The following is a 15,919-nucleotide window of genomic DNA, read 5'->3' on the forward strand; positions in this document are numbered from 1 at the left end:
GGCCGTCAGTGCGGCCGGTAGACCGAGACGTGGAAGGAGACGGTCACCGGGAGCGGCGTGTCCAGCGACGCGACGCTCCGGTGCACCTCTTCGGTACCGAGGTGGTGGGCGCTCGGCCCCATCAGGATGAGGTCGCACACCTGCGGCCCGGTCATGGCGACCTGCCGCTCCACGACGTCCGTGCGCTCCTGCCGGAAGTGACCGGACAGCGTGCGGCGCAGCCGGTCCTCCTTGGCGGCGTCGACCGACAACATGCCGAGGCTCGCGGGGAGTTCCGCGAGGTGGCGCGCGGTGGGGGTGACGACGACGAGGGCGCCGTCCGGCCGCAGGACGCGGTGGAACTCCGGGCCGTTGCGGGGCGCGAAGACGTTGATCACGACGTCGGCGGCGCCGCTCACGACGGGCAGCGGCTTCCAGATGTCCCAGGTCGCCGCGCCCGCCCGTGGATGGGCCCCGGCCGCCCGGCGCAGCGCGAACTTGGAGACGTCGAGGCCCAGTCCCACGGCGTCGGGCAGGGCGTCGAGCACGGTGGCGAGGTAGTACCCGGTGCCCGCCCCGGCGTCCAGGACGGTGCCGTCCGGCGGGCACAGCGGCGCGACGGTCCCGGCGAGCGCGCGGGCGAGCGGTTCGTAGTGGCCGGCCGCCAGGAACCGCGTCCGGGCCGTCACCATGTCCGCGCTGTCGGCGTTCGCCGCGTTCGTGTTGCCGGTCAGCAGGCTGAGATAGCCCTGGCGGGCGACGTCGAACGAGTGACCCTCGGCGCAGTTCAGGGAGTTGACGCCCCGGAGGGTCGTGAGGGATGTCGGAGCGGTGCCCCGGGGTGCGAGCGGCGTGCCGCACAGGGGGCACCTCAGCACGCCGAGCAGCCGGTGCCAAAGGTCGGGCGCGGCGGGCGAGTTGGACACGGCGTTCCTCCGCGACGGGCTGTCAACAAGAAGAACCCGCCCGGACGTGGTGTCCGGACGGGAACTTCTGAGATGTGGAGCTAAGGAGAATTGAACTCCTGACCTCCTGCATGCCATGCAGGCGCTCTACCAACTGAGCTATAGCCCCTTGTGATGTACCGCACTTCGGGCATCCCCTCGGCGGCGGTGCCAACATTACACGGTCCGTCGGGCCCTCCGCCAAATCGTTTCCGATTTGTACCGATAGGACTGCTACTGTCACCCTTCGTGACCGTACTCACTCCCGTACTCGCGCGGGTCACCGCCGGTCGGCGTTCCGTCCTCGTCGGCGCCGCTGTCTGCCTGTTGTCGTTCGCGGCGTTCTGGATCGCGCAGCGCGCCGCCGCGGTCTCGATGATCGACGTGATGGTCTACCGGGCCGAGGGCCGTACGGTACTCGACGGGCACGACCTCTATGCGATGCGCGCGACCTACGCGGGGCTGCCGACGACGTATCCGCCGTTCGCGGCGCTGCTGTTCACTCCGCTGACCCTGCTGGGCGTCCCGGAGATGCGCACCCTCGCCACCGTCGGCAATCTCCTGCTGCTCGTCGCGTTCGTGCACCTCTCACTGAGGTTGACGTTCCGCGGGGCGGTGCCGCCCGGCGCGGCGCTGTGGGTGGCGGCGGCGGCCGTCTGGTGCGAGCCGGTGTGGACGACCTTCCGCTACGGACAGATCAATCTGCTGATCGGCGTCGCCGTCCTGTGGGACCTCACCCGGCGCGACGGCCACCGCTGGGCGGGCGTGGGCATCGGTCTCGCCACGGCGGTCAAGCTGACCCCCGCGCTCTTCGCCGTCATGCTGCTGATCACCGGAGTGCTGCGGTTCCGCGAGGCCGGCTGGAATCCCTGGCTGCGCACGACCGCGACGGCGGTGGGCACGTTCCTCGCCGTCACCGTCGCGTCCGCCTTCGTCCTGCCGTACGACTCCCACCGCTTCTGGACCGACATCGTCTTCCGGGCGGACCGGGTGGGGCGCGTCGAGGGCGCCGCGAACCAGTCGCTGCGCGGGGTGTTCGCGCGGGTGCTGCACACCACCGAACCCTCGCTCTGGTGGCTCCCGGTGGCCACCGTGGTCGCGGTGGCCGGGCTGGCCGTGGCGGTGACGGCGGCCCGGCGCGGGCGGACGGCGGAGGCCACCGTCGCCTGCGCGGCCACCGCACTGCTGATCAGCCCGATCTCCTGGTCCCACCACTGGGTGTGGTGCGTGCCGATGGTGCTGCTCCTGGTGGCGCACGGGAGGACGGAATGGGCGGCCGTGGCGGGAATGGGCTTCTTGTCGTACGCGCTGTGGCGGGTGCCGCACGGCGCGGTGGAACGGCTTGAACTCGACCAGAATCGCGCGCAGATGGCGCTCACGGCGATTTATCCGGTGATGGCGCTGGGGCTGCTGGTGTATCTGGTGGTCGCCGACCGGGAGGAGCGGGCGCCCCGGCGTCCCCCGGCGCCGAGAGAGCCCGTGGCGGCACGGGAGGCGGTGCCGGCCGGAGAGCCGAGGGATTACGCGGTGGCGAAGGAGTAGAAGCGCTTGAGCGTGCAGTGCTCGTCGAGGAGCCGGCCGTAGATGGGCTCGCCCTCCAGCTCCCGGTACGTCTCGATGGGGTCGCCTTTTATGATGAGCGCGCGGGCGCACTCCTCGCACCAGTACTGGAAGGCCGCGTTGAGCGGGTCCATGTCCCGGACGATGGGCGTGCCACTGCCGCACCAGTCGCATTTTCTCCTGTGCGCACCCATCACTCAGCTCCAGCTGTGGCCGCAGGCCGTGCACACGTAGGAAACTCCGCCGTTGTCGCCGAGCACTTGGGCCACATGGAAAGAACCGCACGAGGGGCAGCTCAGGCCGGTGGCCGAATCCGCCGCCGCAAGCAGGTCACCGACTCTGTCGATGCTGCTGGCGGGCATCGCGCTCTCTCCTCCCCATCCGTACCGTCGTCCCCCTCCGGCCGTCCGATTCTGTCATGGCTTCGCAAGGAGGACAGCATGATCAGGCCGGGCCGTCCCCTTTCGGCGAGACGTTCTCAGCGAGACCTTCGCCGTCGTCCGAGACCGGCCGCGGCGCCGAGAACCGCGGCACCGGCCAGCGCGAGGCAGCCGGCCCACAGGGCCTCGCCCGAAGCGGCGGGCCCCGGCCCGTCCAACCGGTCGAGGAAGAGCGTGCCGAAGGTCGCGACGCCGATCACCTGACCGAGCTGGGTCACGGTCACCAGCAGCCCGCTGGCGTCCGCCGCGTCCTCCTTACGTACGTCGGCGAGAGCGCCCGTCAGCGTGGGGCTGAACCCGAGCGCCAGGCCCGCGCCCATGGCGAGGAACGCGACGTACATCCACACCCCGCCGTAGCCGCCGTCGCGCAGCACCAGTCCGACGGCGACCGCGGCCAGCGCGGTGAGGACGAACCCCGCCGGGATCAGCCTCTTTTGGAGGCGGGCGGGCCAGCTGCGCCAGGTCAGTCCGACCACGCCGAAGACCGCGGCCGTCGGCGCGAAGGTGAGCCCGGTGCGCAGCGCGCTGTGGCCGAGGCCGCCCTGAAGGTGCAGCGTGAGGACGAAGAGAAAGCCCGCGTTCACCGCCATCGCCACGGTGATCCGCACGGCCGCCGGGCCGATTCCCGGGATACGCAGCACCCGCGGCGCGATGAGCGGGGCGCCGCCGCGCCGGGCGAGCCGGGACTCGTACACGACGAAGGCGCCGAGGGAGACGGCGGCGGCCCCGAGCGAGAGCCAGGTCCACAGCGGCCAGTCCTGCTCCTGCCCGAGGACCAGCGGGACGGTGAACAGCGAGACGGCGGCGGCGAGCAGCACGAGACCCGGCAGATCCAGACCGCGCCTCCGGCCCGTGGCCGTGGGGCGGTCGTCGGGCAGCAGCCGCGCGCCGAGGACGAGCAGGGCGAGACCGACGAGGACGTTGACCAGGAACACCGGCCGCCAGCCGGTGCCGAAGAGATCGGCGCTGACCAGGAGTCCGCCGGCGACCTGCCCGGTCGCCGCCCCGGTGGCGATCACCGCCGCGTACGCGCCCAGCGCCCGCATCCGCCGCTCGCCCGCGAACTCGCGCTGGATGAGGCTCAGCACCTGCGGGATCAGCAGGGCCGCGCCCGCGCCCTGCACCAGCCGGAAGGCGATCAACTGGCCGGTGCCGGCGGCCAGTCCGCAGGCGAGCGAGGCGGCGGTGAAAACGGCGAGCCCGCCGAGATACGCGCGGCGGTGGCCAAGTATCCCGCCGAGCCGTGAGCCGGTGATCAGCAGGACGGCGTACGCGATGGTGTAGCCGGCGATGACCAGCTGCAACCCGGCGTCGGAGGCGCCGAGTTCGGTACGGATGGTGGGCGCGGCCACGTTGACGATGAAGGCGTCGAGCAGCGCCATGAACTGCGCGGCGAGCACGACGGCGAGCAGCGGGCCCGGCCGTCTGTCAGTGCCACCGGCTTTACTGAGCGCCGGGGTTTCGGATGAGGTGGTCGTCATGACGGCGAGCCTCACCCGGTTCGGACACCGGTGCCGAGAGCCCCCTGATACGGGTACTGGCAGCACCTGGCAAGGGCGGTGCGGACACCGCACGATGGGGGGCGTGACGACGATGACGGTGACACCCGCGACGGGCCCGCGGCGCAGACCCCAGCTGGCGGCGTTCCTGCGCGGCCGCCGGGCGCGGGTGACTCCGGCGGATGTCGGGATGCCGCCGGGGCTGCGCCGCCGTACGCCCGGCCTGCGGCGCGAGGAGGTCGCCCAGCTCTCCGGCGTCGGGGTGACCTGGTACACGTGGCTGGAGCAGGGCCGTCCCATCAACGCGTCGGCGCAGGTGCTGGACGCGGTGGCGCGCACGCTGCGGCTCGACCAGACCGAGCGCGAGCATCTGTACCAGCTGGCGGAGGTGCCGTACGCGCCGGACCGGGAGGCCGACGCCCACCGGGTGAACGGTGAGGTGCAGGGCATCATCGACGCGCTCGACCCGCATCCGGCCGTCGTCTACAACGCGCGCTACGACATCCTGACCGCCAACGCCGCCTACCGCGATCTCTTCGATCTCCGGGCGATGCGGGAGATCGGGGTGCGCAATGTGCTGTGGATGCTCTTCGCGGTGCCGGAGCCCGACTGTCCGCTGGTCTTCCGGGACGTGGAGCTGCCGGTGATGGTGGCGACGCTGCGCGGCGCGTACGGACGGCATGTGGGCGAGCCGGCGTGGGAGTCGTTCGTACGGCGCCTCTCGGCGACCAGCCCGTATTTCGCGGAGCTGTGGAGCAGTGGCGACGTGGTGCCGCCCGGCCCCCGGGTGAAGACGTTCCGGCACAAGGCGGTCGGTGAGATACGGATGACGTCGGTGTCGCTGTCGATCGACGGGATGCCGGACTGCCGGATCGTCGTCTACACCCCGGACGACGAGGAGAGCCGGCACAGGACGGCGGTTCTGCGCGGGCGGCGAGGGCTCCCGGAGGACTCCTGAACGGGGAGAGCCGAACAGGGCCCTGAACGAGGGCTGAACGTGGGCCTGAACGGAGAAATCCCGCCCTCGTGACGAGGACGGGATTCAAAGTGTGGAGCTAAGGAGAATTGAACTCCTGACCTCCTGCATGCCATGCAGGCGCTCTACCAACTGAGCTATAGCCCCTCATGTTCCTCGCGCTCCGCGCTGTGAACAAGAAGAACTTTAGCCTGCGATCAGCCGGAAAGTGAAATCACGTCCGGCGACCTCCGGCGGCCCTCGATCGCGGCCCGGCCGCCCTCGCGGCGGCCGGTCGTTCAGTCGTCGTCGCCGAGCACCGGCTCGGGCAGCGTCCCCGCGTTGTGCTCCTGGAGACGCCAGCCCCGCGCGCCCTCGCCCAGGACGGACCAGCAGCAGTTGGAGAGCCCGCCGAGGCTTTCCCAGTGGTGCGCCTCAAGACCGAGGAGCCGGCCGATCGTGGTGCGGATCGTGCCGCCGTGGCTGACCACGACGAGCGTGCCGTTGTCGGGGAGCTTGTCCGCGTGGTGGAGCACGACGGGCGCGGCCCGGTCGGCGACCTCGGTCTCCAGCTCGCCGCCCCCACGCCGTACGGGCTCGCCGCGCTTCCACGCCAGATACTGCTCGCCGAACCGCTCCACGATCTCCTCGTGGGTCAGGCCCTGCCAGGCGCCCGCGTACGTCTCACGGAGCGCGGAGTCGTAACTGACGGGGAGCGCGGTCAGCGAGGCCAGCTCGTTGGCCGTGGCCACGACGCGCTGGAGGTCGGAGGCGACGAGCGCGTCCGGCCGCAGCGACGCCAGCAGCCGGGCGGCGCGGCGCGCCTGCGCGACGCCGTCCCGCGTCAGCTCGATGTCCGTCGTGCCCTGGAAGCGGCGCTCCAGATTCCAGGCGGTCTGCCCGTGCCTCCACAGAATGATCCGGCGGCCTCTGCCGCCTTTGTTGCCGTTCAGCTCAGCTCACCTTCCATGGAACCGTTCAGATCGGCGTGCTCGGCGCCCTTGCCACGGGTCTTGACGGCGTCGTCCGGCAGCGGCAGCTCCGGGCAGTCCTTCCACAGGCGTTCGAGCGCGTAGAAGACCCGCTCCTCGCTGTGCTGGACGTGGACGACGATGTCGACGTAGTCCAGCAGGATCCAGCGGGCGTCGCGGTCGCCCTCACGGCGCACCGGCTTGGCGCCGAGTTCCTTGGAAAGACGCTCCTCGATCTCGTCCACGATCGACTTGACCTGACGGTCGTTGGGCGCGGAGGCGAGCAGGAACGCGTCGGTGATCGACAGCACATCGCTGACGTCGTACGCGATGATGTCGTGCGCGAGCCGGTCTGCTGCCGCCTGAGCGGCGGCGTTGATGAGCTCGATGGAGCGGTCCGTGGCGGTCACAGGCGATGCTTTCGTCGGCGGTCTGGAGACCCCCAGGGTCTCACGGACCGCCGACAAGCCGACGCAGCCTTTTGATCAGCCGCTTTCGTAGTCTCCGCCGAGGGTGACCAGGACATCGGCGTTGGGCGGGGCCTTGTCCTTCTTGACCGCGTCCACCGGCAGTCCGAGGGTCTTGGCGACTTCCTCCGCCTGCGCCTTGTTCTTCGCGTCACCGTAGATGACCTGCGACGACGCGGCCGGATCGGCCTGACCGCCGTCGACGAAGGAGTAGCCGCCGTTGATGATCGAGACCCGGGCGGCCTCCGTGTCCGCCTTGTCGCCCGTGGCGTTCTTCACACCGACCCGCAGGGCGGCGCCCTCCTCGGGAGCGCTGACGGTGCCGCCGAGGATGTCCTTGACGACGGTCTCGGTCGCCGTCTCACCGAGGCTGCCGTCGTCGGCGACGGGCAGGACGGTCGTCTTGTAGTCGCCGACCTTGGCGTGCGCCGCGAGCTTCGCCAGGGCGGCGCCCAGGTCCTGCTCGGTCATCGGCGGTTCGAGGATCTGCGCCAGGGTCTCGACGGTGATCGTCGCGCCCTTGGGGTCCTCCGAGATCTTCCGCAGCACACCCTGCATGACCGCGCCGAAGCGCTCCAGCTGCTTCACCTCGGACTCGCCGGGGCCCAGGTAGGTGGCGTACGCGACGGCGGCCTGACCGTTGAGCGTCTGTTCCTCGCCCTTGGTGACCAGCGGGTCCTCGCCCTTCTTGGCGGCCGGGACCTCGGCGTTCGTGGTGATGTCGATGTTGCCGACCAGCTCGACGAGATTCTCCAGATACGGGGTGTCGAGCCGCCAGGTGCCGGAGATCTTGGTGCCGAGCAGGGTGTCGACGGACTCGCGGGTGCCCTGGGAGCCGCTGTCGGCGACGGACTTGGCGAGGGTGCCGGTGGTGCTGGTCTCGCCGTCGGCCACGAGAAGGGAGTTGGGGAGGAGGACGGTGGTGCCCTGCTTGGTCGTGGAGTTGTTGACGAGCAGCGCCGTGGAGGTGCCCTTGTTCTTGGTGTTGTGCAGATTCACCATGATCACGTCGCGCTTCTGCGGGCCGGTGGCGGTGTTGTTCTGCTTGTCCTCGTCCGACGAGAAGCTGGGCAGTTTGCCCGCGTACCAGAGGTAGCCGACGCCGCCGACGACGGCCAGCGCCATGACGACGACCAGGGCGACGACGCGGCTGCGGCCGCGGCGGCGGGCCTCCTCGCGACGTTCGGAGCGGCTCTCGGTGAACTTGAGCCAGTCGATGACGTCTTCGGAGTCGGCGTCCGGCTCCTCTATGAAGGAGAACTGATCCGTCTTGTAGTCGCCGTCGGGCGCGGACCGCCGCTGCCCCGGTACGGCGGGCTCGGGGGCCGACGCGGGCGGGGCCGCCGGGGCCGGGGCGGGTGCGGGCTCCTCGACCGGTGCCGACTGCTGCTGTTGCTGTTGTTGCTGCGGCGCCTGCTGCTGCGGGATGTTCCACTGCGAGGTGTCGACGGTCGCGGGCTGCTGGCCGGTGTCGTAGCCGTAGCCCTGCTGTTGCGGCTGCTGTTGGTGTTGCTGCTGTTGCGCGTACGGGTCGTACGGAGCCTGCTGTTGGCCGTACGGGTCGTAGCCGTAGCCCTGTTGCTGCTGGGCCTGTTGCTGTTGCTGCGCGTACGGGTCGTACTGCTGTGCCTGAGGCTGTTGTTGCTGTTGTTGCTGCTCCTGCTGGTACACCGGCTGCCCGTACTCGTCGTAGCCCACGATCTGCGGCTGCTGCGTGTAATACGGGTCGTACGGGTCGTACGGCTGCTGGTCGTTCACCGGTGCCCCTCTCCGTGGCTCATTCGCCGCGGTACAACTGGCGCTTGTCGATGTAGCGCACCACACCGTCCGGCACCAGATACCAGACCGGATCGCCCTGCGCGACCCTTCCCCGGCAGTCGGTCGACGAGATCGCCAGCGCGGGAACCTCCACCAACGAGACGCCGCCCTTGGGCAGTCCGTCGTCCGTCAGATCGTGTCCGGGCCGGGTGACACCGATGAAGTGGGCCAGCGCGAACAGTTCCTCGGCGTCCCGCCAGCTGAGAATCTGGGACAGCGCGTCCGCCCCGGTGATGAAGAAGAGATCCGCGTCGCCGTGCAGGGAGTGCAGATCCCGCAGCGTATCGGTGGTGAAGGTCTTGCCGCCACGGTCGATGTCGATACGGCTGACCGAGAATTGCGGGTTCGAGGCCGTCGCGATGACCGTCATCAGATAACGGTCCTCCGCCGGCGAGACCGCCGACTGGCTCTTCTGCCACGGCTGCCCCGTCGGTACGAACACCACCTCGTCGAGGTCGAACAGCGCGGCCACCTCGCTGGCCGCCACCAGGTGCCCGTGGTGGATCGGGTCGAACGTCCCGCCCATCACCCCGAGACGGCGCCTGCCGCCACCTCCCGCGCCCGTGGACGCCTCCTGCTTTCCCATGCCTGCGGAGCCTACTGGCACGGCGTTACGGCCCCGTCTCAGCGGTCGCGGTTGAAGCGGGTGGTGATCCACAGCGCCAGGAGCAGCGCGAACAGCGCGCCACCGCCGGTGAGGTAGGCGCTGAGGCTTTCGTGGTTGCCGCCGTGCTCGCTGCCCTCGGCGGCGACGGTGACCATGTTGGCTGCGGTGCTGTAGAGGCTCATCTTCGGCAGGACCTATTCGATCGGGAGCGGAGACTTCGCGCACATCGTATGCGGGCACGCCGGGCACCCTCACGCCGACTCGGACGTTGTTGCCGTCGACGGCGCACGGCGGCCCACGCACAACCGTAGTCGCAGCACATACGGTGGGGGCTGTCAGGGGGACGAGCCGATGACTCGTACGAACAGGGGATTTCCATGACCGAAGACAGCCACGAGGCAGCCAGTCACGAGAATGTGCCGAGCAGGCAGCGCAAGCGCTTCCCCGGTATCTCCTCACGGGCGTACGAACATCCCGCGGACCGCTCGGCCCTGGTCGCGCTGCGCAAACTGAGCGGTTTCGACACGGTCTTCAAGGCGATGAGCGCCCTGCTGCCGGAGCGCAGCCTGCGGCTGCTGTTCCTCTCCGACTCGGTGCGGGTCAGCGACGTGCAGTTCGCGCATCTGCACACGATGCTGCTGGACGCCTGTTACATCCTGGACCTGGAGAAGGTCCCCACGATGTACGTCGCGCAGAATCCGATGCCCAACGCCATGTGCATCGGTCTCGACGAGCCGATCATCGTGGTCAACACGGGTCTCGTGGAGCTGCTGGACGAGGAGGAGATGCGCGCGGTCGTCGGCCACGAGGTGGGTCACGCGCTGTCCGGGCACTCCGTCTACCGCACGATCCTGCTCTTCCTCACCAATCTCGCGCTCAAGGTCGCCTGGATCCCGCTCGGCAATGTCGCGATCATGGCGATCGTGTCGGCGCTGCGCGAGTGGTTCCGCAAGTCCGAGCTGTCGGCGGACCGGGCGGGGCTGCTGGTCGGCCAGGACGCCCAGGCGTCGATGCGCGGCCTGATGAAGATCGCGGGCGGCAATCATCTGCACGAGATGAACGTCGACGCGTTCCTGGAGCAGGCGGCGGAGTACGAGGCGGGCGGCGACCTGCGCGACTCGGTGCTCAAGATCCTCAACGTCCTGCCGCGTACGCACCCGTTCACGACGGTGCGCGCCGCCGAGCTGAAGAAGTGGGGCGAGAGCCGCGAGTTCCAGCGGATCATGGACGGGCACTACCCGCGTCGTACGGAGGACAAGGACACGTCGGTCAGCGACTCGATCCGCGACTCCGCCTCGCACTACGCGGACACGGTCCGCACCAGCAAGGACCCGCTGATGAAGCTGGTCGGTGACATCGCGGGCGGCGCGGGCGACCTGGGCGGCAAGCTCCGGGACAGGTTCACGGGCGGCGCGTCCGGGAACGGCGGCAACGGAAACGGGAACGGGAACGCCGAGGGCAACGGCGACCGGCCCGCGGGCGACGACGGCAAGTAGACGACGGCACGTAGTCGACGGCAAAATAGCGGCCGACCGGACGGCGGCGCCCCGGGACCTGACAGCTAGCCGCGGGGCTGTGCGCGAGTGTCGAGTACGCCGCACAGCCCGGCGGTCTGCGGCCCCGTCGCGTACGGATCGGTGGCCGCCGGGCCGGTGGGTGTCGCCCTGCCGCCGGCCAGCAGCGGTCGCAGCGTGCCGGGCGCCTCGGTCGAGCAGGTCTGCGGCCCCGCCTGGACCTGGCTGGTCAGCAACTCGACGCGGTGCCGGGGCAGATCCTCCCGGTCGAAGCGGAAGTGCACCGTCCGCCGGACGGTGAACAGTGACGCGTCCTGCCCGGCCGGCTGCCCGGCGGGGCGCAGCGCGTAGACGAAGGTGTGGTCCGAGAGCACATCGATCGTGCCGGCCCCCGCCTCCGCGAACCGGAGCGTGCCCCGAACGCGTACGGCCGAGTCGGCGAGCGCCACCTTCGCCGGGTCGAAGCGCACCAGCCAGCCGGCCGGCGCGTGTCTGCCGTCGTCGGAGGGATCGGCGAAGCTCTGGTCGAACTGTGGGAGCTGATCGGGATCGAGCAGCGCCCGCACCGAGCGCCGCTCGGTGCCGGTGACGACGTCCGGGTCGACGGACGAGGCGACGAGGTAGTCCTTGGCGGTGGTCAGCGCGGTCATCACCTCGTTCTCCGTGAAGTGCGGGGTGCGCCGTGCCAGCGGCAGCGCGATCCCCGAGGCGCCCGAGTCGAACCGCGCGGCGGGACTGCGCCGCAGCAGACTCTCGGGGGTGTCGCCCGGCACCGCGCCGGACGGGGCGAGCGGAATGACCGTCGTACGCAACGGTTCCGCCGAACGGGTGATCGCGGGCCGGTACGGAGGCCGGACGCCGACATAGACGGCGGTGCCGAAGGCCACGGCGACGACCAGCACCAGCAGCAGTGCCTGGACCGATCCTCTGCGGGGGGTCGGTGAGCCGGCGCCGGGTCTCTGGGCCGGGTCACGTCTGCGTACGGCGTGGGAGTGGTCCCCCATCCGCTCCTGGGCGGAGAACTCTTGGAGCCGGGCAGCGCGGATGAACGATTCGTCGAAGACGACGGACCGGTACTCGTCCTCGCCAGGGGTCCCCTCGGGCGTGCCCTCGGGTGGGTCTCCACGACCTGCCATACCTTCAGGTTAGGTCGACCGGGCCGAACATAAACTCGGACGCCGTCCTCAGGAATGACCTGAGCCACGGAGCGTCACAGGGGTCACAGCCTGCACAGGAGTCACTGGTTCACAGGCCCTACGCGGTGCGGCGCGGCGGTTCACGGCGTGCTGCGCGGCACGGCCGAGACCTTGGGCACCGAGTACTCCGTCGACGCCGTGGGGCCGCCTCCGCCGCGCGACGTGTCCACGCCGGTGGTGGCGGGCGGTGGCACCCGGTCCTGCCGGTTGCCCGACGCCCCGCGGTAGACGGCCGTGAACGCGAGGGCGACCATGCCGATGCCCATCACCACGGCGAGGAGCCAGGCGACGGGCCGGTGCCAGCGGGCGCTGCCCCGGTAGGGGCGCAGGGCGCCGCCGTGGCGTCCGTACGGGCCGAAGTCGCCGTGCGGGTCGTCGGGGTCGTACGAGGCGCCGTAGGGCCGCTCGTCGGCGTACTCGCCCGCCCGGCCGTAGCCGTCCTCGTAACGGTCGTCGTCGGAGGAGCCTCCGTAGGACCGCGCGCGGGCCGCCTCGGCGTCGGCGCGCGCCTGCGCGGCGGCCAGCAGCCGCTCGACAGCGGTCGGTTCATGTACGGGTGCGGCCCGGATGAAGTCCTCGTCGAAAACCACGGAGGCGAAGTCCTCGTCCGCGCCTCCGCGGTCGTCGTCGGGCTCCCAGCCGTCCGGGAACGGCTTGCCCCCCACGTCGTCCGGCACCTTCTCAGAGTAGACCGGGAAGGGCGATTTCGGCAGAGACAGTGGAGATTCCCCGGGATTACCCCGGCGCGGCCACCGTCCGCGATCGGTCCTACCGTGTGTGACCGTCGCCCGTCACGATGTACTTGGTCGAGGTCAGCTCGGGCAGTCCCATCGGCCCCCGCGCGTGCAGCTTCTGCGTGGAGATGCCGATCTCGGCGCCGAAGCCGAACTGCCCGCCGTCCGTGAAGCGCGTCGACACGTTGACGGCGACCGTCGTGGAGTCGACCAACTGGGTGAACCGGCGGGCCGCCGCCTGCGAGGTGGTGACGATCGCCTCGGTGTGCCCGGAGGACCAGAGCCGGATGTGGGCGACGGCCGCGTCCAGCGAGTCGACCACGGCGGCGGCGATGTCGTACGACAGGTACTCGGTCTCCCAGTCCTCGGCGGTGGCCGCCACGACGGTGGCCTTCGTACCGCCCGCCGCCTCCGCGTACTCCAGCACCCGCTCGTCGGCGTGCACGGTGACGCCGGCCTCGGCGAGCGCGTCCAGCGCGCGCGGCAGGAACGCGGCGGCGACGTCCTGGTGGACCAGCAGCGTCTCGGCGGCGTTGCAGACGCTCGGGCGCTGCGCCTTGGAGTTGATGAGGATGTCGACGGCCATGTCGAGGTCGGTCTCGGCGTCCACGTAGACATGGCAGTTGCCGGTGCCGGTCTCGATGACCGGCACGGTGGACTCCTCGACGACCGTACGGATCAGCGAGGCGCCGCCGCGCGGGATCAGCACGTCCACCAGGCCGCGGGCGCGCATCAGTTCGCGTACGGAGTCGCGGTTCTCGCCGGGCACGAGCTGGACCGCGTCGGCCGGCAGCCCGGCCCCGCCGACGGCGTCGCGCAGCACGCGCACGAGCGCGGTGTTGGAGGAGTACGCGGACGACGAGCCGCGCAGCAGCACGGCGTTGCCGGACTTCAGGCAGAGCGCCGCCGCGTCCACGGTGACGTTGGGGCGGGCCTCGTAGATGATCCCGACCACGCCGAGCGGGACGCGCACCTGGCGCAGGTCGATCCCGTTGGGCAGCGTCGATCCCCGTACGACCTCGCCGACCGGGTCGGGGAGCGCGGCCACGTCCCGTACGTCGGCGGCGATGGCCCGCACCCGCTCGGGCGTGAGGGTCAGCCGGTCGATGATCGCCTCGCTGGTGCCCGCTTCCCTGGCACGCTCGACGTCCTCGCCGTTCGCCTTGATGATCTCCTGCGTACGGACCTCAAGAGCGTCGGCGATCGCCAGCAGCGCGTCGTCCTTGACCGAGCGCGGCAGTGGGGCGAGGTCGGCGGCTGCGGAGCGGGCGCGGTAGGCGGTCCTGGTGACCGGGGTCAGGTTGTCGTACGGCGAGAGCGAGGTCATGCCCGCAGGGTAATGCGCGTACTGCGGGCACTTCCTCGGTATCCCGTACTCCGAGACGGCCACGCCCTCCACCGTGTAGGGCGCGGCCCCTGGCCGCTCCGGCCGTCAGAACGGGTGGACGCCCACCGGCGCGGCGGGCGGCGGGCCGTAGCCCTCCGCGATGCGCAGGTGGTAGGTCTCCCTGTCGATGACCTCAAGGCCGACGATCTCCCACGGCGGGAGCTTGGCGCTCGACCGGTGCTCGCCCCAGAGCCGCAGCGCGACAGCCGCCGCGTCGTGCAGGTCCCGGGCTTCTTCCCAGTAGCGGATCTCCGCGTGGTCGTTCGCGTATCTGCTGGTCAGCAGGAACGGATGGTCGTGGGCGAGCTGTTCGAGGCCCCGTCTGACCTCGGTGAGCGGCGCCTCGGAACCCGACACGCTGAGCGTGATGTGCCAGAGCTTCGACACCGCGCGGTCCTCCCCGCGCGACTGTGTCTGCCGGGACGTGCCCGGATCCTGTACGTCGTCGAAGGCGTCGAAGTCCGGCCCCGCTCCGACGCTGGTCAGTGTCCGCTCTTCCCCCGCGGCCCTCCGGGCGTGCAAGGTGCCTCCTCCTGACCCGAGGGACCCCGCCCCCGGGCGCGTTCGTCTCACCGGCGGCCTCCTGTTGGTGCGTCGTCGTACTGCTACCCCGCCTCGTACCCCTGAGACAAAGTTGACCAGTCCCGGACGGGGCATGGGGTGCTTTCGGTAAAGGTCCCTTCCAAAAAACCGGACTTTCAGCCGTTTCAGGGGAAGGTCAAGGATGCAGGATGACCAGATCGTCCCTGTGTACGACCTCCCTCTCGTAGGCGGGACCGAGATCCCGCGCCAGATCCCGGGTGGAGCGGCCGAGGAGCTGGGGAATCTCCTTGGCGTCGAAGTTGACCAGACCACGGGCCACGGCCCGGCCCGCCGTGTCGCGCAGTTCGACCGGGTCACCCGCGCTGAACTCGCCTTCCACCGCGGCGATTCCGGCCGGCAGCAGCGAGGTGCGGCGTTCGACCACGGCCCGTACGGCGCCGTCGTCGAGGGTCAACGCGCCCTGCGGGGTGGACGCGTGGGCGAGCCAGAGCAGCCGGTCGGCCGACCTGCGCCCGGTTCGGCCGAAGTACGTGCCCGTGTCGCGGCCGGCCAGTCCGTCGCCCGCGCGCCCGGCCGAGGTCAGTACGACGGGGATGCCGGCGGCGGCGGCGATCCTGGCCGCCTCGACCTTGGTGACCATACCGCCGGTACCGAGACCGGCCTTGCCCGCGCTGCCCATGGAGACGCCGACCAGGTCGGCGGGGCCGTCGACGCGGGCGATACGTGAGCTGCCCGGCTTGCTGGGGTCGCCGTCGTACAGGCCGTCGACGTCCGAGAGCAGGACGAGCAGGTCGGCGCGGACGAGATGGGCGACGAGCGCGGCCAGCCGGTCGTTGTCGCCGAAGCGGATCTCCTCGGTGGCGACGGTGTCGTTCTCGTTGACGACCGGGACGGTGCCCATGGTGAGCAACTGGTCGAGGGTGCGGTAGGCGTTGCGGTAGTGGGAGCGGCGGCTGGTGTCGTCGGTGGTGAGCAGGACCTGGCCGACGCGGAGCCCGTAGCGCGAGAAGGACGAGGCGTACCGGGCGACGAGCAGCCCCTGGCCGACGCTGGCCGCCGCCTGCTGCCGGGCGAGGTCGCGGGGGCGGCGGGCGAGGCCGAGCGGCGCGAGCCCGGCGGCGATGGCACCGCTGGAGACGAGCACGATCTCCTTCTCACCGCCGCCGCGGGCCTTGGCGAGTACGTCGACGAGCGCGTCGACCCGATCGGCGTCGAGCCCGCCGGCGGCGCTGGTGAGCGAGGAGGAGCCGACCTTGACGACGATCCTGCGGGCTTCCGTTACGTGCTGCCTTGCCACTGTCACGG

Annotated in this window: 16 protein-coding genes and 2 tRNA genes; 3 read left to right on the forward strand and 15 right to left on the reverse strand. The window is 70.7% G+C overall.

Going from position 1 to position 15,919, the window contains the following annotated elements; all coding sequences use genetic code 11:
• Positions 1-5: 5 nt before the first annotated feature.
• On the reverse strand, positions 6-905 hold the full coding sequence (locus ACFUN8_RS14580; protein ID WP_383636096.1) for a putative RNA methyltransferase: 900 nt from the start codon (positions 903-905) through the stop codon (positions 6-8).
• Between the two features lie 75 nt (positions 906-980).
• Positions 981-1,053: transfer RNA gene (locus ACFUN8_RS14585), tRNA-Ala, on the reverse strand.
• 119 nt (positions 1,054-1,172) lie between these two features.
• Here ACFUN8_RS14585 and ACFUN8_RS14590 point away from each other — a divergent pair.
• Complete coding sequence (locus ACFUN8_RS14590) at positions 1,173-2,465, forward strand: glycosyltransferase 87 family protein (RefSeq protein ID WP_383636100.1); 1,293 nt, start codon at positions 1,173-1,175, stop codon at positions 2,463-2,465.
• Here the strand turns inward: ACFUN8_RS14590 and ACFUN8_RS14595 are convergent.
• Positions 2,444-2,677 (reverse strand): hypothetical protein, encoded by a 234-nt coding sequence (locus ACFUN8_RS14595; RefSeq protein WP_354603343.1) that lies wholly within the window; start codon positions 2,675-2,677, stop codon positions 2,444-2,446. The genes ACFUN8_RS14590 and ACFUN8_RS14595 overlap by 22 nt on opposite strands.
• A gap of 284 nt (positions 2,678-2,961) precedes the next feature.
• A complete protein-coding gene (locus ACFUN8_RS14600; RefSeq protein WP_383636104.1) occupies positions 2,962-4,404 on the reverse strand; it encodes an MFS transporter in 1,443 nt (480 codons plus the stop codon).
• A gap of 94 nt (positions 4,405-4,498) precedes the next feature.
• On the opposite strand from ACFUN8_RS14600, the gene ACFUN8_RS14605 reads away from it, so the two are divergent.
• Entirely contained in the window at positions 4,499-5,380 is an 882-nt protein-coding gene (locus tag ACFUN8_RS14605; protein WP_383636107.1) for a helix-turn-helix transcriptional regulator, read from the forward strand.
• 92 nt (positions 5,381-5,472) lie between these two features.
• On the opposite strand, the gene ACFUN8_RS14610 is transcribed toward ACFUN8_RS14605, so the two are convergent.
• From ACFUN8_RS14610 to ACFUN8_RS14635, 6 genes are all read right to left on the reverse strand, one after another.
• A tRNA-Ala gene (locus ACFUN8_RS14610) sits at positions 5,473-5,545 on the reverse strand.
• A gap of 131 nt (positions 5,546-5,676) precedes the next feature.
• Positions 5,677-6,330, reverse strand: a complete 654-nt coding sequence (locus ACFUN8_RS14615; protein WP_383636177.1) for a histidine phosphatase family protein — start codon at positions 6,328-6,330, stop codon at positions 5,677-5,679.
• A complete protein-coding gene (gene rsfS, locus ACFUN8_RS14620; protein WP_383636110.1) occupies positions 6,327-6,758 on the reverse strand; it encodes a ribosome silencing factor in 432 nt (143 codons plus the stop codon). The genes ACFUN8_RS14615 and rsfS overlap by 4 nt, the downstream gene beginning before the upstream one ends.
• Before the next feature lie 75 nt (positions 6,759-6,833).
• Positions 6,834-8,573 carry an LCP family protein gene (locus ACFUN8_RS14625; protein WP_383636113.1) on the reverse strand — a complete coding sequence of 580 codons (1,740 nt, stop codon included), beginning with the start codon at positions 8,571-8,573 and terminating at the stop codon, positions 6,834-6,836.
• Positions 8,574-8,592: 19 nt separating this feature from the next.
• Complete coding sequence (nadD, locus tag ACFUN8_RS14630; protein ID WP_383636116.1) at positions 8,593-9,219, reverse strand: nicotinate-nucleotide adenylyltransferase; 627 nt, start codon at positions 9,217-9,219, stop codon at positions 8,593-8,595.
• Between the two features lie 38 nt (positions 9,220-9,257).
• A complete protein-coding gene (locus ACFUN8_RS14635; protein WP_382569220.1) occupies positions 9,258-9,422 on the reverse strand; it encodes a hypothetical protein in 165 nt (54 codons plus the stop codon).
• Positions 9,423-9,617: 195 nt separating this feature from the next.
• On the opposite strand from ACFUN8_RS14635, the gene ACFUN8_RS14640 reads away from it, so the two are divergent.
• Complete coding sequence (locus tag ACFUN8_RS14640; RefSeq protein ID WP_383636119.1) at positions 9,618-10,736, forward strand: M48 family metallopeptidase; 1,119 nt, start codon at positions 9,618-9,620, stop codon at positions 10,734-10,736.
• Between the two features lie 65 nt (positions 10,737-10,801).
• Here ACFUN8_RS14640 and ACFUN8_RS14645 read toward each other — a convergent pair whose 3' ends face one another.
• From ACFUN8_RS14645 to proB, 5 genes are all read right to left on the reverse strand, one after another.
• Positions 10,802-11,890 carry a hypothetical protein gene (locus ACFUN8_RS14645; protein ID WP_383636122.1) on the reverse strand — a complete coding sequence of 363 codons (1,089 nt, stop codon included), beginning with the start codon at positions 11,888-11,890 and terminating at the stop codon, positions 10,802-10,804.
• 140 nt (positions 11,891-12,030) lie between these two features.
• Positions 12,031-12,627, reverse strand: a complete 597-nt coding sequence (locus tag ACFUN8_RS14650) for a hypothetical protein (protein WP_382569225.1) — start codon at positions 12,625-12,627, stop codon at positions 12,031-12,033.
• A 91-nt stretch (positions 12,628-12,718) separates the two neighbouring features.
• Positions 12,719-14,011, reverse strand: coding sequence for a glutamate-5-semialdehyde dehydrogenase (locus ACFUN8_RS14655; RefSeq protein ID WP_383636126.1), 1,293 nt, complete (start codon positions 14,009-14,011; stop codon positions 12,719-12,721).
• A gap of 105 nt (positions 14,012-14,116) precedes the next feature.
• On the reverse strand, positions 14,117-14,644 hold the full coding sequence (locus ACFUN8_RS14660) for a hypothetical protein (RefSeq protein ID WP_383636129.1): 528 nt from the start codon (positions 14,642-14,644) through the stop codon (positions 14,117-14,119).
• 145 nt (positions 14,645-14,789) lie between these two features.
• Positions 14,790-15,917, reverse strand: coding sequence for a glutamate 5-kinase (gene proB / locus ACFUN8_RS14665; protein WP_383636132.1), 1,128 nt, complete (start codon positions 15,915-15,917; stop codon positions 14,790-14,792).
• Positions 15,918-15,919: the final 2 nt, after the last annotated feature.

Source organism: Streptomyces sp. NPDC057307, assembly GCF_042667665.1.
In the GTDB taxonomy this organism is placed as follows: Bacteria; Actinomycetota; Actinomycetes; order Streptomycetales; family Streptomycetaceae; genus Streptomyces.

Excerpts from the sequence above, each read along its gene's own strand:
- ACFUN8_RS14595 (WP_354603343.1), bottom strand. The coding sequence starts at position 2,677 with ATGGGTGCGCACAGGAGAAAATGCGACTGGTGCGGCAGTGGCACGCCC.
- ACFUN8_RS14645 (WP_383636122.1), bottom strand. The coding sequence starts at position 11,890 with ATGGCAGGTCGTGGAGACCCACCCGAGGGCACGCCCGAGGGGACCCCT.
- ACFUN8_RS14600 (WP_383636104.1), bottom strand. The coding sequence starts at position 4,404 with ATGACGACCACCTCATCCGAAACCCCGGCGCTCAGTAAAGCCGGTGGC.
- ACFUN8_RS14605 (WP_383636107.1), top strand. The coding sequence starts at position 4,499 with ATGGGGGGCGTGACGACGATGACGGTGACACCCGCGACGGGCCCGCGG.
- ACFUN8_RS14655 (WP_383636126.1), bottom strand. The coding sequence starts at position 14,011 with ATGACCTCGCTCTCGCCGTACGACAACCTGACCCCGGTCACCAGGACC.
- nadD (WP_383636116.1), bottom strand. The coding sequence starts at position 9,219 with ATGGGAAAGCAGGAGGCGTCCACGGGCGCGGGAGGTGGCGGCAGGCGC.
- ACFUN8_RS14635 (WP_382569220.1), bottom strand. The coding sequence starts at position 9,422 with ATGAGCCTCTACAGCACCGCAGCCAACATGGTCACCGTCGCCGCCGAG.
- ACFUN8_RS14640 (WP_383636119.1), top strand. The coding sequence starts at position 9,618 with ATGACCGAAGACAGCCACGAGGCAGCCAGTCACGAGAATGTGCCGAGC.